Raw genomic sequence first — 22,773 nt, forward strand, 5'->3', positions numbered from 1 at the left:
CGGGCAACAAAAAAACCACTGATTGTCGGCGTTTGCACAAAGAAACTCGGCCTGAGCGCTCGAAACCGGTAACCTATGCAGCTGTTTTTTTGCATATCTTCGAGGTAGCACCCGTGTTTTCCCAATTCGCCCTGCACGAACGCCTGCTCAAAGCCGTGGCCGAGCTGAAATTTGTCGAGCCAACGCCAGTGCAAGCCGCGGCCATCCCGCTGGCGCTCCAGGGGCGTGATCTGCGGGTGACGGCGCAAACCGGCAGCGGCAAAACCGCCGCTTTCGTCCTGCCGATCCTCAATCGCCTGATCGGCCCGGCGAAGATCCGCGTCAGCATCAAGACGCTGATCCTGCTGCCAACCCGTGAGCTGGCCCAGCAGACTTTGAAGGAAGTCGAACGCTTCTCGCAGTTCACCTTCATCAAGTCCGGCCTGATCACTGGCGGCGAAGACTTCAAAGTCCAGGCCGCCATGCTGCGCAAAGTGCCGGACATCCTCATCGGCACCCCGGGGCGGATGATCGAGCAGCTCAACGCCGGCAACCTCGACCTGAAAGAAGTTGAAGTGCTGGTCCTCGACGAAGCCGACCGCATGCTCGACATGGGTTTCGCCGAAGACGTGCAGCGTCTGGTCGATGAGTGCCCGAACCGTCAGCAGACCATGCTGTTCTCCGCCACCACCGGCGGTTCCGGCCTGCGCGAAATGATCGCCAAGGTCCTGAACAACCCTGAGCACCTGCAGCTCAACGCGGTCAGCCAGCTCAACTCGACGACTCGTCAGCAAATCATCACCGCCGACCACAATCAGCACAAAGAGCAGATTGTGAACTGGCTGTTGGCCAACGAGACCTACCAGAAGGCCATCGTCTTCACCAACACTCGCGCCATGGCCGACCGCATCTACGGCCGCCTCGTGGCCCAGGAATACAAGGCGTTCGTGCTGCACGGCGAGAAAGACCAGAAGGATCGCAAACTGGCGATCGATCGACTGAAACAGGGCGGCGTAAAGATCCTCGTCGCGACTGACGTTGCGGCCCGTGGTCTGGACGTCGACGGTCTGGATCTGGTGATCAACTTCGACATGCCACGCAGCGGCGACGAGTACGTACACCGCATCGGTCGTACCGGCCGCGCCGGCAACGATGGCCTGGCGATCTCGCTGATCTGCCACGGCGACTGGAACCTGATGTCGAGCATCGAGCGCTACCTGAAGCAAAGCTTCGAGCGCCGCACCATCAAGGAAGTCAAAGGCACCTACGGCGGGCCGAAAAAGGTCAAGGCCTCGGGCAAAGCCGTCGGCGTGAAGAAGAAAAAGACCGACGCCAAGGGCGACAAGAAGAAAACCGCCGCCAAGACGCCGACCAAGCGCAAGAGCGTCAACCGTCCAAAGCCGGATTCTCTGGTGAGCAGCGACGGCATGGCCCCGCTCAAGCGTCGCAAGCCAGCAGAACCTGCGGCTGAGTAAGCTTTAGAACGCGCATAAAAAAACCGGACAATGTCCGGTTTTTTTTCGTCCTCAACTGTCGGCTTTTTTCTCCGCCGATCCCAGTTCCTTCAGACGCTGATCGATCAACTGGCACTTGTCCGGCAGATCGGCGCTGGCCGTGCCCAGATCCATTTTCTGCAACTCGGCGTTAATCTCCTTGGCTTTTTCCGGATTCTGCTCGGTGAGCTTTGAGACTTCCTTGGCCAGTTGTTCGCGTTTGATCGTCGCCTCTTCCGGCGTGCAAGCCCAGACGGGCAGGGCGCAGGCGAGAGTGGCGGCGAGGGAGAGCTTGATCAGGATTTTCATGGGCAGGCCTCAGTTCCGGTTAAGGCGGGTTAACCGGTTGAGGGCTGAAGCGTGGCAAAAGTTCAGTAAGCTTCGCAGGAGGAATGCGGATCAAAGTCCACAGCTACGTTTCAGCTAATTGCAAGATAGCTTTCAACGCGGCCTCTCGCGTCGGCAGCTTGATCTCGCCTTCACAAGCAGACGGAACGAAACCTTCAAGACGCAAACTCGCTGCGAAGTTGGCTTTGCGATGCTTGGCAAACCAGATTTTTTTGGTTTCTAAACTGAGCTTTTGCATTGGCGCCTGTCCATGTCAGAACCTCGTATTATAGCGGACGCACATCCGCAGAGCCCTGTCGGCTTAATACGGCACAAACGATACAGCGTTGAACAACATTTCGACGTGCGTGCCAAATTCCCAACCAGACATTGTTCTCCTTGGGAGCGAGCCTGCTCGCGAAACAGGCGACACGTTAGCACCGCCTTGTCGTGTAATCGTTTTTCGCGAGCAGGCTCGCTCCCACAGGTCCTCGTGTGTTTTCTCCACAGTGAACTCAAGATCGCTGCTCACCATGACAGCAACCCGACTTCGGCACACCGTCATACCGATCATGATGTCGCACCCATTCCATGATCTCGTCTTCATTCCTGCCCTTGGGCGTCAGATCAAGGTAGTGGTAAGCGCCGACCAGCATGTCCAGACCGCGTGCGTACGTTGAATAGGTGTGAAAAATCTCGCTTTCGTCATTGCGATAAAACACGCTCAGCCCCGGCATTTCTTCCTCGGCGCTGTCGGTTTTTTCGTAATTGTAGGTAGCCTTGCCCTCGGCGACGTCTTCAGCCCGGGCGCAGACGCCGAAGTCGTAATTGAAATCGCAACCTTCTGACGAGACCCAGTCGAATTTCCAGTCCATGCGTTGTTTGAACGCCTGAAACTCGCGCAACGGCGCGTGGGAAACGGCGACAACTGCGACGTCGTGGTGGGCCAGGTGCTGGTTGGCGCCATCAATGTGGTCACTGAGGAACGAGCAGCCCTGGCAGCCTTGCTCCCAGTCTTTGGCAAACATGAAGTGATAGATGACCAACTGGCTGTTGTTGCCGAACAGGTCATTGAGCTTCAGTTCGCCGTTCGGACCTTGGAAGTGATAGTCCTTGTCGACTTTCACCCACGGCAGGGCGCGGCGCTCGGCGCTGAGGCGATCGCGTTCCCGGGTGAAGGCTTTTTCGCGGGCCAGATGCTGTTGACGGGCGGCGAGCCATTCTTCGCGTGATACCACCGGATGGTTTGCAACGTTCATGACCATGTCTCCTGCGGGTTGAACCGGCTGTTTCAGACTAGTCGTTTAACCAGCGAGAGAATCGACAGACCGCCGGTCGGTCGCCGCGAAGATATGCGGCTGAACGGCTGCGCAGCGCTTGGGTCACAACCTTTGAAAGCGGCACAAATCACCCGCACCGGAGGTTGAACCAGGATGACAACTTATAACTGGGATTTGATTGAACGTTTGCTGCATGAAGTGCAGAACAGTGCTGGACAGAGCTTCGCTCCCCGCGCTTATGCCGAAGCCTACGCGGCCGAGAAAGCCAGCGCCGGCGAGCCGATCGAGAATCTCGACCATTTGAAAACGCTGGCCTGTGAGTATGAAAGTCTGCTGCTTGACCGTGGTTATATCGAGCCGCGTCCGGATCATGAAGGCAGTACCGGCAACAATTTCATTCTGACGCAGCGCGGTTCCAGCCTGCTGAGCCTGATCGACAGCAGCATCCCCGGCAACGACCACCCGCGTCAGGTGCTGGATGAGCAGGAGGATGCGCTGGATGAGGTGACATTTGATGAAGTCGCTTCAAAGGCTCAAATCGCCTGAGCCAGCGAAATCTCCCTGTGGGAGCGAGCCTGCTCGCGAATACGGTCTGTCAGTGACATTGAACTGTCTGATACACCGCTTTCGCGAGCAGGCTCGCTCCCACATTGGATTTCAGTAATCTCAAGGTTTCTGAGCGGCCTTCAGGCATTTCAGGTCATTGAAGTCCTTGCGCACTCTCTCGATTTTCTTCAACAAGCGCTCACGCTGTTGCGGTGTGCTCTGCGCCATCAGATCGACAAACAGCGAGCGTGCCTGGGCTTCAGTGTTGGCGTAGGCCTTGCGGTAATCTGCTGTCCATAAGCGCTCGCGGTTGACCAGAAGCGTCTCGATGCGTTGTGGGAATTCGGGGCTTTGGCGTTGCGCAACGGCGGCACTGAACTGTTGCTGCCAGTGCGCGCGGTTGGCGATCCATTGGGTGTTCTGGTCGCCCAAGGCATTGGTCCAGGCCACGACGCGTTGTTTCTGTGAATCACTGAGCGGTCCTAGCCAATCGTTCAGGCGTTTTTCCATGCGCTCGCCGCGTTCCTTGATCTGTTGGGCCAACGGCGGTTTCACGTATTCCTGCTGACGTTTGCGCAAATCCTTGGCAAACGCGTCGTTCATTTCTGCCACCTGTCTATCGTCCAGACCTTCTAGCAACTCGATGGCCGAAGGGGTGATTTCCCGGGCGGTTTCGGCAATGGCCTGCTTGGCTTCGGCGGTGCGCTCCTGCAGGGCGGCGTCGCTGACCTGATTGCTCTCGACCATGGCCTGCAATCGGTCCAGCCAGTCGAGGTAACCCGGTAACTGCGTGGTGCAGTGCCAGCTCAGGTGTTCTTTGAGCCGGTCGTTGAACCAGTCTTTCTGCTCGCCGTTCATGTCCACGTAGTCACTCAGCGACCATGGAATAATCACGTCGAGGTTACGGTAGGCCAGGCCCACGCGGCTGCAAGCGCCGAGGGCGAGGGTGAAGATGAGCAGGGCGGCAATCTGTTTGAACCAGCGAGACATGGGCAAATCCTTGCGAGAGCCTGGCGTCGGAAATCTGATTCTTATGTGATGCAGGATGCGCGCGGCAGTTCAGCCGATCAATAGAACGTGCGTACAGCCTTGAGGGTGACGAGGCCGTCGCACTCGCTGTTGTGCCCGGAATAGGCCGAGCAATCGCTGCCGCTGAGGCTGGAATTGCTGTAGATCAGATCGAGATCGACACCCATGAATGGTCGCGACAGCTTCACCGACCAATCGGTGAAACTGCTGACATAACCACCGTCCACCGCCACCGGTGTGTTCAGTTGATGGGTGGTGTATTTCATGCTCACGCCGATGCCGAACGGCTGATTGCCAGTGAGGTCGGCAAACAAGGTGTTGTTCTGTTTATCCGGGTCGTTGCTCAATGCGATGCCGAAGCGACTGCCGAGCAGAGTCAGACCGCCGAACAGCTCCTGGCTGTCGAGGGTGTCCACGCGGGGGTAGCTGTAATGGATCATCCCGACTTCGTAGCCGAGCACCTGATCGAAAGGTTGCTTGAAGCCGACGTAGGAATCGATCTCGAGGTTCTTGCCGGGGCTGATGCCCATGCTCGGCGCGTACTGGCCGAAATACACGCCGCTGTCGTGGCTCAGGTCGAGGCCGCCGTGAAACGAGCCGACCGCCGCCGGCTTGACCAGTCCCTGGGCCATGCTGCGGCTGGGCGTGGTGCCGAGCTTGAGATCGAAGTCACCCAGTTCACCCTGAAAAACCTGCGCGTGCGCGGTCGCGCCTGACAGCAGGCTGACGAACAATAAACAGGGAAATGGGCGCATGCGTCACTCCATGAACCGCGAGCGCAGGACGATGGCCTGCTGAAACGCTTGATCTAGACGCGTGCAAGGATACCGGCGAATGCCCGGCATTGATGGCCGTTCGTCGATTTTCGGAGATTTTTGTTTAAAGCGAAGGGGTATTGCGCGGTGCCAGTCCAGGCGCTTCGAAGCTCAAAGCGCCTCTGGACGGGGTAAAACCGGTGTTACTTCTTGCCCAGGCTGATCTGCTTGGACGGGCCGAATGTCTGGCCACTGACGCCTTTGGCAATTTGCTGGATCTCGCCGCCGGACTTGAGGAATGCTGCGATCTGATCGTTGATCGATTCGCTGGTTTCAACGGCTGGAGCTGGCTTTGCTTTGCTGGTGGATGCTTTTACACGCATGGCGGCCATTAACCTTTAGAAAAGTAACTCGGCCAGGCATCGTACAGGAATAACTTGACAATAGCTTGGTAAATATCCCCCGGAATAACCAAGCCCAGCGCTGCATTATTGCCTGATCGACACTGTTAATTTTTAGCTAACTCCCTGTTTTAAATAAGAACATCGAATCGGCGTGAGGCAATTGTGCGCAGCCGTAAGCCGCCCGGCCGGACTGACGAGCGGCACCTCACCGGGCAGTGATCAAGCAAAATCAACAGGTTGACGCAGATTTTCCGCTGCGAGGATCTGTCGCCCGACGTTTGCGGCAAAAACGGGTAGAATGCCGCCCACGTATTGAGGGTTTCGGAAATGGCTTTAGTCGGGCGTTACAACAGTTTGCAAGTGGTTAAACACACTAACTTCGGTTTATATCTGGACGGCGGTGCCGACGGCGAAATTCTTTTGCCCAACCGTTATATCCCCAAAGATATTCCCAGCGAAGATGAAGACTGGCTCAACGTATTCATCTATCTGGACAGCGAAGACAAACTTCTCGCCACTACGGAAAAACCCAAAGTTCAGGTCGGCGAATTTGCCAGCCTGAAAGTGGTTGAAGTCAACAGCATCGGCGTGTTCCTCGACTGGGGGCTGCCGAAAGATCTGTTGCTGCCGTACTCGGAAGAAAAGCGCCAGATGACTGCTGGCGAATACTGCGTGGTGCACGTCTACCTCGACAAACACACGCGCCGCATCACCGCCACCGCGCGCCTCGATCGTTACCTGGACAAGACCCCGGCCACCTACAGCTCGGGCCAGGAAGTTGATCTGCTGGTGGCCGAAGCCACCGACATGGGCTTCAAGGCGATCATCAACAACAAGCACTGGGGCCTGATCCACAAGAACGAGATCTTCAAGTTCATGCGTTCGGGCATGCGCGAGAAAGGCTTCATCAAGGAAGTGCGTGCCGACGGCAAGATCAGCCTGAGCCTGCAACCGGTCGGCCAGGAAGCGGCGAGCAGTCTGAGTTCGAAGATCCTCGGTAAGTTGCGCGAAAACGACGGCACCCTGGCGGTCAGTGACAAGAGTGATCCGGCGTTGATCAGCAGCCTGTTCGGCGTCAGCAAGGGTAACTTCAAGAAAGCCATCGGCTCGCTGTACAAGGAAGGCAAGATCGTCATCCACGCCGATCGCATTGAACTAACCTGACTCACCGCAGGCCCATGGTAGGAGCTGCCGAAGGCTGCGATCTTTTGATCTTGATCTTGAAAATCGGCGGCTCCCACATCTAAAGGGGTGAGCCAATGAAAAAGGCGCTGATCGCATACGTCTCGACGCTACTGACGTTTCTGCTGCTCGATGGCATCTGGCTCGGGCTGCTGATGGCGCCGACCTATCGCGAACTTCTCGGTTCGCTGATGCTGGATAAACCGCTGCTGTTGCCCGCAGCGGTTTTTTATTGCCTGTACGTTATTGGCTGCGTGGTATTCGTGGTCTTGCCGGCGCTGAGCTGGCAGCGAGCGGCGAAGCTGGGTGCGCTGTTGGGGCTGGTGGCGTACGGCACTTATGACCTGACCAATTGGGCGACATTGCGCGACTGGTCGGTGCAGGTGAGTTTGATGGACTGGGCGTGGGGGACAGTGGCGACGGCGGTTGCCTGCACGGTGGGTTATCTGGTGGCGAAGCGGTTTGCCTGAGTTGATCCGGCAGTTGTGTTGGCAATGCTGCCTCTTCGCGAGCAGGCTCGCTCCCACATGTTCACCGAACCCTCTGTGGGAGCGGGCTTGCCCGCGAATGACGGCGCAGCCGTCAACCATTCAGCGCTGACGCCACTGACCAAATAAAGGTCTTTTCCAGACGGCTTTTTCCGCGCATCTGATTGATAATCCCCGACACTGTTTTCTGACCATTGGATGGCCTGCCATGTTGTGTGTGTTCGAGGTGTTGCGGTGAGTGCCGAGCGGCGCAATGCCGACGGTTTTGCCCTGCAAGTGATGATCGGCCTGTGCCTGATCTGGGGTGTGCAGCAAGTCCTGATCAAATGGGCGGCGACTGACATCGCGCCGGTGATGCAAGCGGCGGGGCGCTCGGGGATTTCTGCGTTGCTGGTCGGTTTGCTGATCTGCTGGAAGGGCGGTTGGGATCAGGTCGGCAGCACCTGGCGCGGCGGCTTGCTGGCCGGTGCGCTGTTTGGTCTGGAGTTCCTGTTCATCGCCGAAGGCCTGCAACTGACCACCGCCGCGCATATGTCGGTGTTCTTGTATACCGCGCCGATCTTCACCGCACTCGGCGTGCATTTCCTGCTCGCCAGCGAGCGGTTGCGCCCGTTGCAATGGCTGGGGATTCTCCTGGCTTTCATCGGCATTGCGATTGCCTTCGCCGGCGGTGTGTCGTGGGACAACCTTGATCGGCGCATGCTGCTGGGCGATGCCTTCGGCGTATTGGCCGGCGCTTGTTGGGGCGCGACCACCGTGGTGGTGCGCGCCTCGCGACTGTCGGAAGCGCCGGTGACGCTGACCCTGTTCTATCAGTTGCTGGTCGGTTTCCTCGGTCTGCTGTTGATCGCGCTGTTCAGCGGCCAGATCACCCACGTCAGCCTGACTACCGTGGCGGTGGCCAGTGTGCTGTTCCAAGGGCTGGTGGTGTCGTTCTTCAGCTACCTGGTGTGGTTCTGGCTGCTGCGCCGTTATCTGGCGGCCAACCTTGCGGTGTTCTCGTTCATGACGCCGTTGTTCGGCGTGACCTTCGGCGTGCTGCTGCTCGGCGAACAGTTGAGCCTGAACTTCGTCATCGGCGCCGTGCTGGTGCTGCTCGGCATCACTTTCGTCAGCGCCGAGCAGTGGCTGCGTCGGCGTTTGCGCAAGGCGCTGGGCCAGTAGCCTTGGCCTGCATCGCCAGCGCGCCGGCCAGCAACAGGCCGGCACCGGCGATCAGCAGCGCCGGCTGCAAACCGCCGCTGAAATGGCTGCTCAGCGCCGCCAGCAGCGGGCCGCTCAGTTGGCCGACAGCGAAGCACGCCGTGAGCATCCCGGCGTTGCGCTGAGTGGCGTGGGGCGCCAGCTCTCGCGAACGCTGCATGACCAGTTGCATGCACGCCAGAAACGGCGTGCCGCAGAGGATCACCCCCAACGCCAAGCCGACGCCGCTGCCCAGCAGACAGGCGAACACTCCGGCCGCTTGCAGCCACAGCGTCGCCATCAGCCAGTGCCGCGTGGTCTCGGGATCATGCCGACGCAAGCTCACCAGCCACACACCGATCGCCGCGCCGAGGCCAAAACACGGCCAGAACAGATCTGCCTGCCACTGGCCATGAAACTGCGCGTTGGCCATTTGCGCCAGAAACGTCGCCGGAATGATGTAGCCGATGCCGTACAGCGCATACACCAGCGCCAGTCGGCCAATGCCTCGATTCGCTGTTTTCACATGCATTGTCGCTGGCCTCGCTGCCGCCGTGGGCTGCGGTAACAACCGCCAGACGCCGAGCATCATCAGCAGCGCAGCCGCCGCGTAAATCAGCCACAGGGTTGCCGATGTCTGCTGCAATCGATGTGAGACCAGCGCCAGCAAGCCTGTGAGAAAAATCCCCAGACCCGGCCCGGCAAAAACCAGAGCACCCCAGCGCGGGCGACCCGCTGCCGCCGCCAGCGGCTGGCTGAGCGAAGTAATCATCACCAGCACCCAGGCACTCGCCACCCCGGTGCCAAAGCGCAACAGCAGGTGCGACCAGAAACCGCTGGCCCAGAACGACGCCAGTGTCAGCAGCACGCACAGCCACAGCCCGCCATGCAGCCGTCGCTGCACCTGCTGCGGCCGCTGCGCGAACATCGCATCCACAGCACCAAGCAGATAGCCGAGGTAGTTGGCCGCCGCGATCAGCCCGGCGGCGGTGAGGTCGATCTGCCCTTCGCTGAGCAGGTGCGGCATCTGTGGCGTCAGGGCGAAACGGCCGATGCCCATGGCCATCATCAGGGCAACGAAACAGGCGGATAAACGTATCAGCGGCGACATGGTCGGGCTTCCTTCAAGGCAGCAATGACCGTCAGGCTAGGATCGATTGACTTTCTTTAAAATTGAATAATAGTGAGTAACTTGTTCTGTTCAGGAGAAGATTGTGGAATTCAGCCAGCTGCGGATATTTCAGGCGGTCGCCGAGGAAGGCTCGATCACCCGCGCCGCCGAGCGCCTGCATCGGGTGCCATCAAATCTGTCAACGCGGCTGAAACAGCTTGAGGAGCAACTGGGCGTTGAGCTGTTCGTCCGCGAACGGCAGCGTTTGCAGTTGTCGCCGGCGGGCAAGGTGCTGCTCGACTACACCGGCAAACTGTTTGCCCTGCGCGATCAGGCCAGTGCGGCGGTGATGGGCGGGCAACCGGCCGGGGATTTCGTGCTGGGCACCATGTACAGCACGGCGGCGATCCATCTGCCGGCGCTGCTGGCGCGTTATCACAAGCAATACCCGACAGTGAATTTGCAGGTGCAATCGGCACCGACCGGCGAATTGCTCGAAGGTTTGCTCACCGGCCGCCTCGACGCGGCATTGGTCGACGGACCGCTGCAACTGGCCGGGCTTGATGGCGTGCCGTTGTGCGAGGAACGGCTGGTGCTGATCACTGAAATCGACCATCCACCGGTGCACAGCGCGCGCGACGTGGAAGGGCGTTCGGTATTCACCTTCCGTCAGGGCTGTTCCTATCGCATGCGCCTGGAGGCATGGTTCTCTCACTACCATGCAGCAATGGGTCGGCCGATGGAGATCGAGTCGTATCAGGGCATGCTCGCCTGTGTGATTGCCGGCAGTGGTGTGGCGTTGATGGCCGAGTCGATGTTGGCCAGCCTGCCGGGTCGCGAAAGCGTCGCCGTGCATCCGTTGGCCGAGCCGTTCGCGGGTGCGACAACGTGGCTCATGTGGCGCAAGGGTATGGCCGGGGCCAACCTGAATGCCTGGATTGACGTGCAGCAAGCGGTCTATCCCGTGGCTTTGCATGAAGTGCGGGAAACCGCGTGAACCAATCGCAACAGATTCTGTTCAATTCAGTAACAGATCATTGCGGATTTGGCCGAGCATTGCGTAGGACTTCGGACTATTATCAGTGCGAAGCGGCCTCAGAATTCCGGCCGCTCAGCACCACCCTGAAGGGGGCATGACGATGAAAGAGAAAATCCAGAACTGGCTGCACGATTTGGGAGTTGCCCTCGGTTTGATCGAACCGCCTCTGCAACCGGTACCGATTCGCACGGACGACGAACAGCGTCGGCGCCAGCCACGTCGCCGTTAATACCTCCGATCAGAGATTTCAAGATCGCAGCCGTCGGCAGTTTCTACAAATGGTAGGAGCTGCCGAAGGCTGCGATCTTTTGCTTTTCGCCAAGCGAAAAAAACGGGTGTGGCTACCGACGCCACACCCGCTGAAGAAAACATCACCTCGTTACAGTCGATTCACACCGCAGTGGCCACGGTCGCCGGGCGCGGCGAGAACAGGCTGACCAGTACAAAGCTAACCAGGCTGACACCCAGGCTGTAATAGATCGGCGTGTTCGCGTCCATGCCGTCCTTGACCATGAACACCAGCGCAGTGATAAAGCCCAGCGTCATGGCGCTGATCGCCCCGGCAGTAGTCGCACGCTTCCAGAAAATCGCCCCCATCAGCGGAATCAGCATGCCGCCGACCAAAAGGTTGTAAGCCAGGGTCAACGCGCTGATCACGTCATTGACGACCAGAGCAATGCCCAACACCGCGATCCCCGTCAGCAGAGTAAACAGACGGCTGACCGCGACATTGGACTGTTTGCCACCGCGCAGTTTCGGCAGCAGGTCTTCGGTCAGGGTGGTGGACGCGGCGAGCAGGCCGGCGCTGGCGGTGGACATCATCGCCGCCAGTGCGGCAGCGATCACCAGGCCACGGATGCCGTCGGGCAGCGAGACTTTGACGATGGCGGCGAACGCGTTGTTGACGTTGTCCAGATCCGGAATCAGCACATGCGCAGCCATGCCGATCAAGGCGCAGACCAGACCGTAAATGATGCAGTAGATCCCGGCCGAGGTGCCTGCGTACTTGGCGACCTTTTCGCTTTTGGCGGTGAACACCCGCTGCCAGATGTCCTGGCCGATCAGGATGCCGAAAAAGTAGATCATGAAGTAGGTAATGATCGTGTCCCAGCCGATGCTGGTGAAGTTGAAGCTGGCCGCTGGCAGTTGCGCGACCAGTTGGTCCCAGCCGCCTACGCGGTACAGGCAGATCGGCAACAACACGAACATCAGGCCCACCGTCTGGATGCCGAACTGGACGATGTCCGTCAGGGTCAGCGACCACATGCCGCCGATCGTTGAATAAGTCACCACGATACCGCCGCCCAGCAGTACGGAAATCCAGAAGGGCAGACCGAACAACACTTGCAGCACGGTGCCGATCGCCAGAATCGAGGTCACGCCGATCATCAGCGCGTAAGCGAGCATGATCGTCGCACTGGCGGTGCGCGCCATCGGGTTGTAGCGCTTCTCCAGGACCTGGGTGACGGTGAATACCTTGAGTTTCAGTAAGGGTTTGGCGAGGAACAGGTTCAGCGCGACGATGCCGCAGCCCAGTGCCGCGCACAGCCAGAAACCGGAAATACCATGCACGTAGCCCAGACGGACCGTGCCGACGGTGGACGCGCCGCCGAGTACGGTTGCTGCCATGGTGCCCATGTACAGCGACGGCCCCAGGTTACGCCCGGCAACCAGATAGTCTTCGTGGGTCTTGGCCTTGCGCATGCCGTAGTAGCCGAGAATCAGCATCGCAGCGGCATAAATGAGTACGACGAATAAATCCAAAGCCATGATGGCGTGTCTCCGATTGTCTTTTTTATGGTCAAGCAAATGGGGTCTGCAGGGCTTCCTGTGGGAGCGAGCCTGCTCGCGAAGGCGGTCTGTCAGTCACACCAATGTTGGATGTGCTGAAGTCTTCGCGAGCAGGCTCGCTCCCACAGGGTTTTGCGTTTATTCAGGCGGCCTGACGTAGTTCGGGTTTTATGGCGGCTTCACTGCGCACATCCGTTGGCCCAAACACCTCCCGAGGCTCAGGAAACAAGCGCAGCAGCGTCAGATACACCACCGACGCCAGGCCCAATGTCACCGGTAAGCTGATGTCGATGCCACCGGCCAGTTCGCCCAGCGGGCCAACGAACTGCCCCGGCAGGTTGACGAAGCACAGGCCGACCAGCGCACTCGGAATCCACGCCCCCAGACCGCGCCAGTTCCAGCCGTGGTTGAACCAGTAGCGTCCGCCCTGTTCGCCGCGGGTGAACACTTGCAGGTCATCCGGGCAGTAGAAGCCGCGCCGTACCACCAGGCCGATGATCATGATCACCATCCATGGGGTGGTGCAGGTGATGATCAGCACGGCGAAGGTCGACACGCTCTGCACCAGGTTCGCCGCAAAACGGCCGATGAAGATGAAGGCGATCGACAGCACGCCAATCAGCAAGGTCGCCTTGACCCGGGAGAGCACGCGCGGGAACACGCTGGACATGTCCAGCCCGGTGCCATACAGCGACGTGGTGCCGGTGGACATGCCGCCAATCACCGCAATCAGGCACACCGGCAGGAAGAACCAGCTCGGCGACACGGCCAGCAAGCCGCCGACATAGTTGTTCGCGGCGATGTAGTCCGGTGCCTTGATCGCGACGATGGTGGCGGTGGCGAGGCCGAACAGGAATGGGATCAACGTTGCCAGTTGCGCGGCGATCACCGCCAGCATGATCCGGCCCTTCGGCGTCTCACGCGGGATATAGCGCGACCAGTCGCCGAGGAACGCACCGAAGGAAATCGGGTTGCTCATCGCCACCAGCGCCGCGCCGATGAATGCCGCCCAGAACCCGGCCTGCCCCAGCGCCACGCTGCCGGCGTACTGGCTGTCGAAAGCGGGGGCGAAGGCGAAGATGCCGAGCAGGAACAACAGGCTCGCGGCCCACACGGCGATGCGGTTGACCCACAGCATGATGCGGAAACCGTAGATGCACACGGTCAGCACCAGCAGCGCGAACAGACCGTAGGCCAGGCCCAGGGTCAGGTCGGTTTCCGGCAAATCGACGAGGCGTTTGGCGCCGCCGACCAGCGCATCACCCGAGCTCCACACTGACAGCGAGAAGAACGCGATCGCCGTCAGCAACGACAGGAACGACCCGACAATCCGCCCGTGCACGCCGAAGTGCGCACCGGAAGACACGGCGTTGTTGGTGCCGTTGAGCGGGCCGAACAGACCCATCGGCGCGAGGATCAGCGCACCGACCACCACACCCAGGACAATCGCCCAGACACCGGCCTGAAACGACAGGCCGAAGAGCACCGGGAAACTGCCGAGCACAGCGGTGGCAAACGTATTGGCGCCGCCGAAGATCAAGCGAAACAGGTCGCTGGGTCGGGCGTCGCGCTCATGATCCGGGATCTGTTCGACCCCGTTTGTTTCGATGCTGCTAAGGCTTTTTTCGTTGTTGTTGTTATTCATGATCTGCTCCGATCATCAGGCGCGCTCATCGTGCGTGAGCGTCACCATTGGCTAAGGGGGTGGCAGCCCTTCCGGCATTGCGGACAAATGTTCGTGACAGGCCAGCCATAGGCCTTGTTGTTCTACGCTCGACGCTTGTCTTCTGAAAACAATCGTCTCGCGCTCCTGGCTGAAATGTTGCTCCCCTTGCATGCGCAGCTCGGTGGCCACGTCATGGATGAAAACCGCCACGTCACCCTGCAGGCTGACAAAGGCGTTGCTCGAGGTGCACGACAGCACCTCGAAACCCTCCTCGGCGCGCCAGCGGTCCCACAACGCCTGATAGGCATCGCGCGACAGCAACGGCTGGTCGAGGGTGTAGAAAACGAAGCTGGCATCGGTGCTGAATGCGCCGAAGTAAGCTTCGCGATCGTTACGCGCAAACGCGGCGACCAACTCGGCGGCCGCGTGCAAAACCTGATCACGTGCGTGCATGACCCGACCCTCAGCGATGAACCACGCCAGGCAGTACGCAGAGCATTTCGTACAGCAGGTTGGCGGCCAGCAGCGAGGTGTTGCCGGTGGTGTCGTAAGCGGGCGAGACTTCTACCAGATCGCAGCCGATCAGGTCGAGGCCCTGACAGCCACGGACGATTTCAATCGCTTGAATGGTGGTCAGGCCGCCGATTTCCGGGGTGCCGGTGCCGGGCGCCCAGGCCGGGTCGATGCCGTCGATGTCGAAACTCAGATACACCGGACCGCCACCGACCTTCTCGCGCACTTCGGCCATCAACGGCGCCAGCGACTTGTGCCAGCACTCTTCGGCTTGAACGACGCGGAAGCCCTGATCGCGGCTCCAGTTGAAGTCGTCAGCGGTGTAACCCTGGGCACGCAAACCGATCTGCACCACGCGATCGCAATCGAGCAGACCTTCTTCGACGGCACGACGGAACGTGGTGCCGTGGGCGATCTTCTCGCCGAACATGTGATCGTTGACGTCAGCGTGGGCATCGATGTGTACCAGGCCAACCTTGCCGTGCTTTTTATGAATCGCCCGCAGGATCGGCAGGGTGATGGTGTGGTCGCCACCCAGCGTCATCGGGATAACGTTGTGCTCGAGGATGTTGTCGTAGGCTTCTTCGATGATGCGCACGGCGTCGAGCAGGTTGAAGGTGTTGATCGCCACGTCACCGATGTCGGCAACCGACAGCGAGTCGAACGGCGCGGCGCCGGTGGCCATGTTGTACGGGCGGATCATCACCGATTCGGTGCGGATGTCGCGCGGCCCGAAGCGCGTGCCGGGGCGCAGCGAAGTGCCGATGTCCAGCGGCACGCCAACGAAGGCAGCGTCGAGGCCGGCTGCGGTCGGTACATGGGGAAGTCGGAGCATGGTGGCGATGCCGCCGAAGCGCGGCATTTCATTGCCGCCCAGTGGTTGGTGAAGAATCTTGTCCACGGGTAGGGCCTCATCGTCTTTGTTTTATTTATGCCGGCGCGCCGTTGAGCACAGGTTCGGACGCCGCTGTGGGGCCGATCATGCGAAATGTAGTGACGGGGAAGAATCGCTACGGGCAAAAACTTAGTTCAGATTTTTCTAAACTAATGGGAGAGGTGGGATTAGACTTTGGTGGGTTCGAATGAAGTGTAGGGCTGAAGATTGTTGCCCTCACCCCATCCCTCTCCCAGAGGGAGAGGGGGCCGACCGAGTTGTTGGCGGAATCTGCATCGACCTGAAAAATCGAGTCGAACTCAGGATTTGAAAGCCATGGAGATCGGCTCCCTCTCCCTCGGGGAGAGGGCTGGGGTGAGGGGCTTTTCCCACATACACACAGTTGCAAAGCCCGGAGTAGACATGGCCAACGCTTTACCCGACCTGAAACTCCTGCGCATCTTCGTCAGCGTCGTGCGCCATCAGGGTTTTGCCAACGCGCAGCAGGAACTCAACCTGTCGACCTCGGCGATCAGCACTTACATGAGCCAGCTCGAAACCGCGCTCGGTCTGGTGCTGTGCCATCGCGGGCGCGGTGGCTTCAGCCTGACCAGCAAGGGCGAGCTGTTCCATCAGGAAACCCTGCGCCTGCTCGCCGAGCTTGAAGGCTTCGAGCAATACGCCGCCGCGCTGAAGGGCGAACTGCGCGGCACGCTCAACCTTGGCGTGATCGATTCCACGGTCAGCGACAAGGCCCTGCCGTTTGCCGAAGCCATCGGCGCCTACAGCCAGGAACACCCGGCGGTGCATCTGCACCTGTCGGTGATGAGCCCTTATGAATTGCAACTCGGCGTGCAGGACAATCGCCTCGATCTGGCCATCGGTGCGTTTTCCACGCGCATGAGCGGTCTGGTCTACATGCCGCTGTACCGCGAGCAGCACTGGCTGTATTGCAGCAGTCGTCACCCGTTGTTCAACGAGCGGCGCATCCCCGAGCAGGTCATCACTCAGCAACGAATGGTCGGGCGCGGTTACTGGAGTCAGGCGGAACTGGCCCGGCACGGTTTCAAACACAGTGCCGCGACCGTGGAAAGTATGGAAGCGCAGCTGATTCTGGTGCTCTCCGGCGCCTACATCGGTTATCTGCCGGAGCACTACGCGCAGGCCTGGGCCGACAAGGGCGATCTGCGCGTTCTGCTGCCGGCGACCTTCGGTTATCAGGCGCCGTTTTCGATGATCATGCGCAGGGGCCGCAGCCGCGAGCCGCTGATCCAGACCTTCCGCGATTTGCTCAAAGCGCAGCTCAATCAGGCTTGAGAAAAAAATGTCCCGACCACAATGCCCGCGCTGCCTTCGCCCCCAGACCCATTGCCTGTGCCCATTGATTCCGCACCTCGATAGCCGCACCCGGGTGTTGCTGCTGCAGCATCCGAGCGAGGTCAGCCACGCGCTCAATACCGCGCGGCTCGCGGCGCTGGGGCTGAGCAATGCCGAGCTGATTGTCGGCGAGGTATTCGAAGATTTGCCGAAACTGTTGAACCAGCCGGGTTATCAGGCGCGTTTGCTGTTCCCGGCTGACGATGCGCAGTCGTTGCAGGTTTACGCGCCAAATGATCAGCCAATGTTGCTGGTCGTCCCGGACGGCACCTGGCGCAAAGCGCGCAAGATGCTTCACCTCAATCCGCTGCTGGCAGCACTGCCACGGGTGACCCTGGCCGAGGGCGGCGTGTCGCGCTATCGCCTGCGCAAGGCACCGGGGCCGGGGGCGTTATCGACTATCGAGGCGATCGTCCAGGCGCTGGAAACCCTCGAAGCACCGACGACGTTTGCGCCGTTACTGAAACCGTTTGAAGCGCTGATCGAAGGGCAGATTGCGGCGATGGGGGAGGAGACCTTTCAGCGTAACCATGGCGACAAATGATCATTGTCTGTGCGGGCCTCTTCGCGAGCAGGCTCGCTCCCACAGGGGAATGCATACCAATTGTGGGAGCGAGCCTGCTCGCGAAAGCGCCAGATCAATCACCGCAATTCAAAGATCACTAGCGCTCACGCATCGCCTCGGTCCGCGCTTTCAGCACGGGTTTGAGCAGGTAATCCAAAACGCTTTTCTCGCCGGTAATGATGTCCACCGTCGCCACCATCCCCGGGATGATCAGCAGCGGTTTGACATCGCCGCCCAGGTGATTCTTGTCGGTGCGCACCTGAATTAGATAGAAGCTGTTGCCCTTGTCATCGGTGATCGTATCGGCGCCGATCAGCTCGAGTTTGGCGCTCAGCCCGCCGTAAATCGTGTAGTCGTAAGCGCTGAACTTGACCATGGCTTTCTGGCCCGGATGCAGGAACGCGACGTCTTGCGGGCGGACCTTGGCTTCGATCAGCAGGTTGTCTTCCAGCGGCACGATTTCGACCATGTCGCTGCCCGGCTGAACTACGCCGCCGATGGTGTTGACCTTCATCTGCTTGATCACGCCACGCACCGGCGACGTCACCGTAGTGCGGCTGACGCGATCGTCGATGGCGATGCTCGACGCGGTGATTTTCGACAGGTCGGTGCGTTTCTCATTCAGCTCTTTGGCGGCCTCGGAACGGAAGGTCTGCTCGGATTCGTCGATCTTGCTGCGGATCTCGGCGATCGCCGATTCGGCGCGGGGAATCGCCAGCGTGGTGGCGTTCAGCGAACCACGGATCTCCACCGCGCTGCGCCTGAGCCGGAGGATTTCCACTGGTGACACGGCGCCGGTTTTTACCAGCGGTTCGGACATGTTCATCTCTTGTTGCAGCAGCGCCAGGCTCGAGCTGAACTGGCCTTGCTTGGAACGAAACTCGGCCAGTTCCTGGGTTTTCTGCCGCAATTGTTCGCTGAGGGTGCGCTGTTCGCTGGCCAAGCGGCGTTGGCGTTGCTCGTACAGCGAGCGCTCGTCCTCGGCGACTTGCGGCGCCTTGGCGATGACTTCAGCGGAGAGTTTGAAGGGGCGTCCCTCGGCCTCGGCTGACAGCCGTTCAACCTGTGCGGTCAGCGCGTAACGGTCGGCCTCGCTCTCGCCCTTGTTCGAGCGAAAGCGCGTGTCATCCAGACGCAGCAGGGTGTCGCCCTTGCCGACCATCTGGCCTTCGCGAACGAAAATCTCGGTGACGATACCGCCCTCAAGGTTCTGGATCACCTGGACCTTGCTCGACGGAATCGCTTTGCCTTCGCCCATGGTCACTTCTTCGAGCACGGCAAATTTGGCCCAGACCAGGGCGGCGATCAGCAGCGCTGCCGCCAGCCACACGGTGATCCGCGATTTGCGCGGCGAATCCTGCAACGCCGCGCCGGCGGTTTCCGGCATGAACTCGGCTTCGGCGCTTTTGCCGAAGCTGTCGAAGTAGCCGCGCTTGTTGCTATCGGAAGAAGCAGGCATGGCGTAACTCCTAGACCGCCGCCGAGCCGACACGGCCCTTGCGCAGCGCTTCGATGACTGCTTCTTTCGGGCCGTCAGCGACGACCCGGCCGTTGTCCAGCACCAGCAACCGGTCCACCAGGCTCAGCATTGAGGTGCGGTGGGTGACCAGCAGCAGGGTTTTGCCTTGCACCCAGCCATGCAGTTTCTGCCGCAGCGCATCTTCGCTGCTGTTGTCCATGGCGCTGGTGGGTTCGTCGAGCAGCATGATCGGTGGATCGAGCAGTAACGCGCGCGCCAGCAACACCGCCTGGCGTTGGCCGCCGGATAACAGTTGCCCGCGTTCGCCCACCGGTCGGTCGAAGCCTTGCGGGTGTTGCCGGGCCAGTTCGGTGACGCCAGTCAGTTCGGCGACTTCGAGCATGCGTGAGTCGCTGATGTAACGCGCGCCCAGGGTCAGGTTGTCGCGCAGGCTGCCAGCCAGCAGCGGCAGGTCGTGGGCGACATAACCGATCTGCTGGCGCAGGTCAGCTACGTCCAGTTGGCGCAGGTCGAGGCCGTCGAGCAGCAGTTGGCCTTCCTCAGCTTCATAAAAGCCCATGACCAGCCGCGCCAACGTGCTTTTGCCCGAACCGCTGCGGCCGATGATACCGACCCGCTCGCCGGCTTTCAGGCTGAAGCTGACCTCGCTCAGCGCCGGCGCATTCTGGCCGTTGTAGTGAAACGTCACGCCGCTGACGTCGAGGGCGCCTTGCAGCTGCGTGCGTTCCAGTGGCCGTTGTTTGCCGTCGCGTTCCTGCGGCAGGGCCATCAGCGCATCGGTGCTTTTCATGGTCAGTTGCGCTTGCTGGTAGCGGGTGATCAGCCCGGCGATCTGGCCGAGCGGGGCGAGCACGCGGCTGCCGAGCATGTAAGTGGCAACCAGCGCGCCGACGCTGAGGTTGCCGGCAATGATGCTGTAGACCCCGGCAACAATCGTCGCCATCCCGGAAAACTGCTGGATGAACAGCGTGCCGTTGGTGGCCAGCGCCGACAGGTTGCGCGCGTGGCTGTCGAGGCGGGTGAGGGCGCCGTGGGTGCTTTCCCATTTGTGCTGACGCTCGCTTTCGGCGCCGCAGGCCTTGAGGGTTTCCAGGCCGCCGAGGGTTTCGATCAGCACCGCCTGACGCTCCGCGCCGAGGCTCAGGCTTTTTTGCACGGTGTCACGCAGGCGCACCTGAATCACCATGGCGAAGATGATGGTGATCGGAAACGCCAGCAGTGGAATCACCACCAGCCAGCCGCCGAGCAGGCCGATCACCACCAGCATCAACACCACAAAGGGCAAGTCGATCAGGCTGGTCAGGGTCACGGCAGTGAGAAATTCACGCAGGCCCTGGAAGTCGTGAATGCTCTGGGCAAAGCCGCCAATGGTCGCCGGCCGCGCTTTCATCGACATGCCGGTGATGCGCTCGAACAACGTCGCCGAGAGGATCACGTCGGTTTTCTTGCCGGCGGTGTCGAGCAGATGCGCACGGACCACGCGCAGCACCAGTTCAAAACCGGTGCCGATCAGCAAACCGATCGACAGCACCCACAGCGTCGAGGTCGCCTGATTGGGCACCACGCGATCGTAGGTCTGCATGACGAACAGCGGCACCATCAGGCCGAGCAAATTGATCAGGAAACTGGCGAGGATCGCATCGCTGTACAGCCATTTCGACAGTTTGAGAGTGTCGCGAAACCACGCATTTACCCGTGGCACCAGCGGCGCGCGCAGGTCTTCGAGTTCGTGACGCGGACGGGCGAACAAGGCCTGGCCGCTGTAGTGTTCGCCAAGCTCTTCGCGGCTCACCCATTGCTCGCCGCCGTCGGCTTCGCTGGGCAGCAGCAGGGCTTTGCCATCCTCGCCAAACCGCCGCAGCACAGCGGTGCGGCCGTCGTTGAGCAGCAGCAGGATCGGCAGGTTCAGCGGTGAAATGTCTTTCAGGTCACGGCGCAACAACCGCGCCTGTAATCCGGCCCGCGCTGCTGCGCGGGGCAGCAGATCGAGGCTCAGGCGTTGTTTGTTCAGGGGCAGCCCGGCGCTCAGGCTGGCACGACTGACCGTGGCGCCATGCAGTTTGCAGAGGATCAGCAGACCGTCGAGTAACGGATCGTCGAAGCTCAGGCGCGGATCGACCCCGGTGGCGCCGGGTTCCATGCTGGTCATAGTGATTGCCTCTGTTGAACGGGCTCGGTTATCGGATCGTTCCCACGCTCTGCGTGGGAATGCAGCCCGTGACGCTCCGCGTCACTGGACGCGGAGCGTCCCTTGAGGCATTCCCACGCAGAGCGTGGGAACGATCAGGGCAAAGTCAGTTCCTGCACCGTTTATTTCAGTTCCGGCAGGCGCGCCTGGTTTTTCACTTCGGTCGTGGCAATCGCATCAGCCGGCAGCACCACGCGTTGCTTGCTCAGCAACTGGCCCATGTTCGCCAGCACGCGATACATCGAGTATTCCTCGGTGTAGCGGATTTCGGTGTAGCGACGGTTGGCGTTGTACAGCTCGTTTTCGCTGTCGAGCAGGTCGAGCAGGGTGCGTTGGCCGAGGCCGAACTGGTCCTGATAAGCGGCGCGCACGCGTTTGGTGGTTTCGGCGTATTCGCGGGCCGTCGGCGTCTGCTTCTTGGCGTTCTCCATGGCGTTCCAGGCCAGGCGAATGTTCTCGTTGAGCTGACGCAGGGCGTTGTTGCGGATGTCCATCGCCTGGTTGATGTCGTGGGCATTCGCGGCCAGACGTGCCTTGTCGCTGCCGCCACGGAACAGGTTGTAGTTCATCACCACACCGACACGCCATTCGTTGTCGTGGCCTTCGTCGCCCTGCACGTTGTTGTTCGCGCCCACTGCCGCTTCCGCGTCGAAGCGCGGGTAGAACGGCGACTTGGCCACTTCGTACTGGCTCTCTGCGGACTGCACGTCAGCCTGGGCCGATTTCAGGTACGGGTTGTTGTCGACCATGCTTTGCTGCGCTTCACGCAGGTCCGGCGGCATCTCACCGCGAGTCGAGGCCGGGGTTTCCAGTTCATCGGGCATGCGTCCGACCACGCTGTAGAAATTCGATTCGGCGTCGGCCAGATCGACTTCGGCGGTGTCGAGGTTGTTCTGCGCCAGTGCACGACGGGCAACCGATTGATCGGAGTCTGCAGTGCTGCCGATGCCGCGCTCGGTGCGCAGGCCGATCTGATCGTTGACGCGCAAGTGCGCCTGCAAATTGTTCTTCGCCAGCGTCACCAGTTCACGCCGCTTGAGCACTTCGAGGTAGACCTCGATGGTGCGCAGGGCCAGATCCTGCGCGGTGCCTTGCGCGTAGTAGGCGCGCGAGTTGGACACGCCCTTGGTGCGCTCGACCTCGTTGGCGGTGTTGAAACCGTCAAAGATCATCTGCCGCAAGCGCAGCTCCGACTGGGTGTAATTGAGGATTTCGGTGTTGTGGTTACCGAAAGCGCGGGTGTTGGTGTTGTCGCTGTAGCCGCGCCCGTAGGCGGCGTTCAGATCGACCGACGGATAAAACCCGCCCTTGGCCACTTTCACCTGTTCATCCGCTGACAGGCGGGCGTCCACGCGCGAAGCCAGTTCCGGGTGAGTGGCGATGGTGCTTTGAATCGCCTCGGTGAGGTTCATCGCCTGGGCTTGGGAAGTGCAAGCCATGGCCAGCAAAACCGCGCTGCAGAGGGGGGTTAAAACGCGCATGGGTGCATCTCCCTGGATCTCAA

General features: G+C 60.4%; 23 protein-coding genes. 9 read left to right on the forward strand and 14 right to left on the reverse strand.

The genetic code is table 11. The features are described from left to right. Nucleotides 1-113 precede the first annotated feature (113 nt). Entirely contained in the window at nt 114-1,454 is a 1,341-nt protein-coding gene (locus AB9L16_RS06490) for a DEAD/DEAH box helicase (RefSeq protein ID WP_024012040.1), read from the forward strand. 51 nt (nt 1,455-1,505) lie between these two features. Here AB9L16_RS06490 and AB9L16_RS06495 read toward each other — a convergent pair whose 3' ends face one another. The 3 genes from AB9L16_RS06495 to AB9L16_RS06505 form a co-directional block, all read right to left on the reverse strand. After that, entirely contained in the window at nt 1,506-1,781 is a 276-nt protein-coding gene (locus AB9L16_RS06495; RefSeq protein WP_041478956.1) for a hypothetical protein, read from the reverse strand. 103 nt (nt 1,782-1,884) lie between these two features. Continuing rightward, nucleotides 1,885-2,058 carry a YhfG family protein gene (locus tag AB9L16_RS06500; RefSeq protein WP_110645024.1) on the reverse strand — a complete coding sequence of 58 codons (174 nt, stop codon included), beginning with the start codon at nt 2,056-2,058 and terminating at the stop codon, nt 1,885-1,887. A 256-nt stretch (nt 2,059-2,314) separates the two neighbouring features. Further along, nucleotides 2,315-3,058: a thioredoxin family protein gene (locus AB9L16_RS06505; RefSeq protein ID WP_236167950.1), complete on the reverse strand. Its 744-nt coding sequence runs from the start codon at nt 3,056-3,058 to the stop codon at nt 2,315-2,317. Nucleotides 3,059-3,232: 174 nt separating this feature from the next. Here AB9L16_RS06505 and AB9L16_RS06510 point away from each other — a divergent pair, with 174 nt between their 5' ends. Further along, complete coding sequence (locus AB9L16_RS06510; RefSeq protein WP_095180673.1) at nt 3,233-3,625, forward strand: transcriptional regulator; 393 nt, start codon at nt 3,233-3,235, stop codon at nt 3,623-3,625. A gap of 120 nt (nt 3,626-3,745) precedes the next feature. Here AB9L16_RS06510 and AB9L16_RS06515 read toward each other — a convergent pair whose 3' ends face one another. The 3 genes from AB9L16_RS06515 to AB9L16_RS06525 form a co-directional block, all read right to left on the reverse strand. Further along, the gene (locus tag AB9L16_RS06515) at nt 3,746-4,615 is read right to left on the reverse strand and encodes a DUF6279 family lipoprotein (protein WP_375123261.1); all 870 of its coding nucleotides are present in this window, start codon (nt 4,613-4,615) and stop codon (nt 3,746-3,748) included. A 77-nt stretch (nt 4,616-4,692) separates the two neighbouring features. Next, entirely contained in the window at nt 4,693-5,409 is a 717-nt protein-coding gene (locus tag AB9L16_RS06520; protein WP_150742422.1) for a TorF family putative porin, read from the reverse strand. Nucleotides 5,410-5,612: 203 nt separating this feature from the next. Then, nucleotides 5,613-5,801, reverse strand: coding sequence for a hypothetical protein (locus AB9L16_RS06525; protein WP_016985943.1), 189 nt, complete (start codon nt 5,799-5,801; stop codon nt 5,613-5,615). A gap of 339 nt (nt 5,802-6,140) precedes the next feature. Between AB9L16_RS06525 and AB9L16_RS06530 the strand changes: the two genes are divergently transcribed. The 3 genes from AB9L16_RS06530 (at nt 6,141) to AB9L16_RS06540 (ending at nt 8,647) form a co-directional block, all read left to right on the forward strand. After that, nucleotides 6,141-6,977, forward strand: a complete 837-nt coding sequence (locus AB9L16_RS06530) for a S1 RNA-binding domain-containing protein (RefSeq protein ID WP_375123262.1) — start codon at nt 6,141-6,143, stop codon at nt 6,975-6,977. A gap of 95 nt (nt 6,978-7,072) precedes the next feature. Next, nucleotides 7,073-7,465 carry a DUF2177 family protein gene (locus AB9L16_RS06535; protein WP_150636587.1) on the forward strand — a complete coding sequence of 131 codons (393 nt, stop codon included), beginning with the start codon at nt 7,073-7,075 and terminating at the stop codon, nt 7,463-7,465. 252 nt (nt 7,466-7,717) lie between these two features. Continuing rightward, nucleotides 7,718-8,647: a DMT family transporter gene (locus AB9L16_RS06540; RefSeq protein WP_024012047.1), complete on the forward strand. Its 930-nt coding sequence runs from the start codon at nt 7,718-7,720 to the stop codon at nt 8,645-8,647. Here AB9L16_RS06540 and AB9L16_RS06545 read toward each other — a convergent pair. Beyond that, a complete protein-coding gene (locus AB9L16_RS06545; RefSeq protein WP_375123263.1) occupies nt 8,595-9,776 on the reverse strand; it encodes an MFS transporter in 1,182 nt (393 codons plus the stop codon). The genes AB9L16_RS06540 and AB9L16_RS06545 overlap by 53 nt on opposite strands. Before the next feature lie 103 nt (nt 9,777-9,879). Between AB9L16_RS06545 and AB9L16_RS06550 the strand changes: the two genes are divergently transcribed. Both AB9L16_RS06550 and AB9L16_RS06555 read left to right on the forward strand, forming a co-directional pair. Beyond that, the gene (locus AB9L16_RS06550) at nt 9,880-10,773 is read left to right on the forward strand and encodes a LysR family transcriptional regulator (protein WP_041478964.1); all 894 of its coding nucleotides are present in this window, start codon (nt 9,880-9,882) and stop codon (nt 10,771-10,773) included. A gap of 142 nt (nt 10,774-10,915) precedes the next feature. Then, nucleotides 10,916-11,044, forward strand: coding sequence for a PA1414 family protein (locus tag AB9L16_RS06555; protein ID WP_003184145.1), 129 nt, complete (start codon nt 10,916-10,918; stop codon nt 11,042-11,044). Nucleotides 11,045-11,205: 161 nt separating this feature from the next. Here AB9L16_RS06555 and AB9L16_RS06560 read toward each other — a convergent pair whose 3' ends face one another. The 4 genes from AB9L16_RS06560 to speB all read right to left on the reverse strand — a co-directional run bounded on the left by AB9L16_RS06560 (nt 11,206) and on the right by speB (nt 15,686). Further along, entirely contained in the window at nt 11,206-12,585 is a 1,380-nt protein-coding gene (locus AB9L16_RS06560; protein ID WP_071174740.1) for a sodium:solute symporter, read from the reverse strand. A 163-nt stretch (nt 12,586-12,748) separates the two neighbouring features. Continuing rightward, nucleotides 12,749-14,251 carry a cytosine permease gene (locus tag AB9L16_RS06565; RefSeq protein WP_073472863.1) on the reverse strand — a complete coding sequence of 501 codons (1,503 nt, stop codon included), beginning with the start codon at nt 14,249-14,251 and terminating at the stop codon, nt 12,749-12,751. A 51-nt stretch (nt 14,252-14,302) separates the two neighbouring features. Continuing rightward, entirely contained in the window at nt 14,303-14,725 is a 423-nt protein-coding gene (locus AB9L16_RS06570; protein ID WP_375123264.1) for a YybH family protein, read from the reverse strand. Nucleotides 14,726-14,735: 10 nt separating this feature from the next. Continuing rightward, on the reverse strand, nt 14,736-15,686 hold the full coding sequence (gene speB, locus AB9L16_RS06575; protein ID WP_003222717.1) for an agmatinase: 951 nt from the start codon (nt 15,684-15,686) through the stop codon (nt 14,736-14,738). 396 nt (nt 15,687-16,082) lie between these two features. On the opposite strand from speB, the gene AB9L16_RS06580 reads away from it, so the two are divergent. Together AB9L16_RS06580 and AB9L16_RS06585 are read left to right on the forward strand one after the other, a co-directional pair. Beyond that, entirely contained in the window at nt 16,083-16,976 is an 894-nt protein-coding gene (locus AB9L16_RS06580; protein ID WP_095180681.1) for a LysR family transcriptional regulator, read from the forward strand. A gap of 7 nt (nt 16,977-16,983) precedes the next feature. Then, entirely contained in the window at nt 16,984-17,580 is a 597-nt protein-coding gene (locus AB9L16_RS06585; RefSeq protein WP_375123265.1) for a tRNA-uridine aminocarboxypropyltransferase, read from the forward strand. Nucleotides 17,581-17,698: 118 nt separating this feature from the next. Here AB9L16_RS06585 and AB9L16_RS06590 read toward each other — a convergent pair whose 3' ends face one another. The 3 genes from AB9L16_RS06590 to AB9L16_RS06600 all read right to left on the reverse strand — a co-directional run bounded on the left by AB9L16_RS06590 (nt 17,699) and on the right by AB9L16_RS06600 (nt 22,750). Then, nucleotides 17,699-19,060 (reverse strand): HlyD family type I secretion periplasmic adaptor subunit, encoded by a 1,362-nt coding sequence (locus AB9L16_RS06590; protein WP_039761043.1) that lies wholly within the window; start codon nt 19,058-19,060, stop codon nt 17,699-17,701. 10 nt (nt 19,061-19,070) lie between these two features. Then, complete coding sequence (locus AB9L16_RS06595; RefSeq protein WP_150742428.1) at nt 19,071-21,230, reverse strand: type I secretion system permease/ATPase; 2,160 nt, start codon at nt 21,228-21,230, stop codon at nt 19,071-19,073. Between the two features lie 161 nt (nt 21,231-21,391). Then, complete coding sequence (locus tag AB9L16_RS06600; RefSeq protein ID WP_016771146.1) at nt 21,392-22,750, reverse strand: TolC family outer membrane protein; 1,359 nt, start codon at nt 22,748-22,750, stop codon at nt 21,392-21,394. Nucleotides 22,751-22,773: the final 23 nt, after the last annotated feature.

The organism is Pseudomonas sp. LW8 (genome assembly GCF_041956865.1).
Classification (GTDB): domain Bacteria; phylum Pseudomonadota; class Gammaproteobacteria; order Pseudomonadales; family Pseudomonadaceae; genus Aquipseudomonas; species Aquipseudomonas siliginis.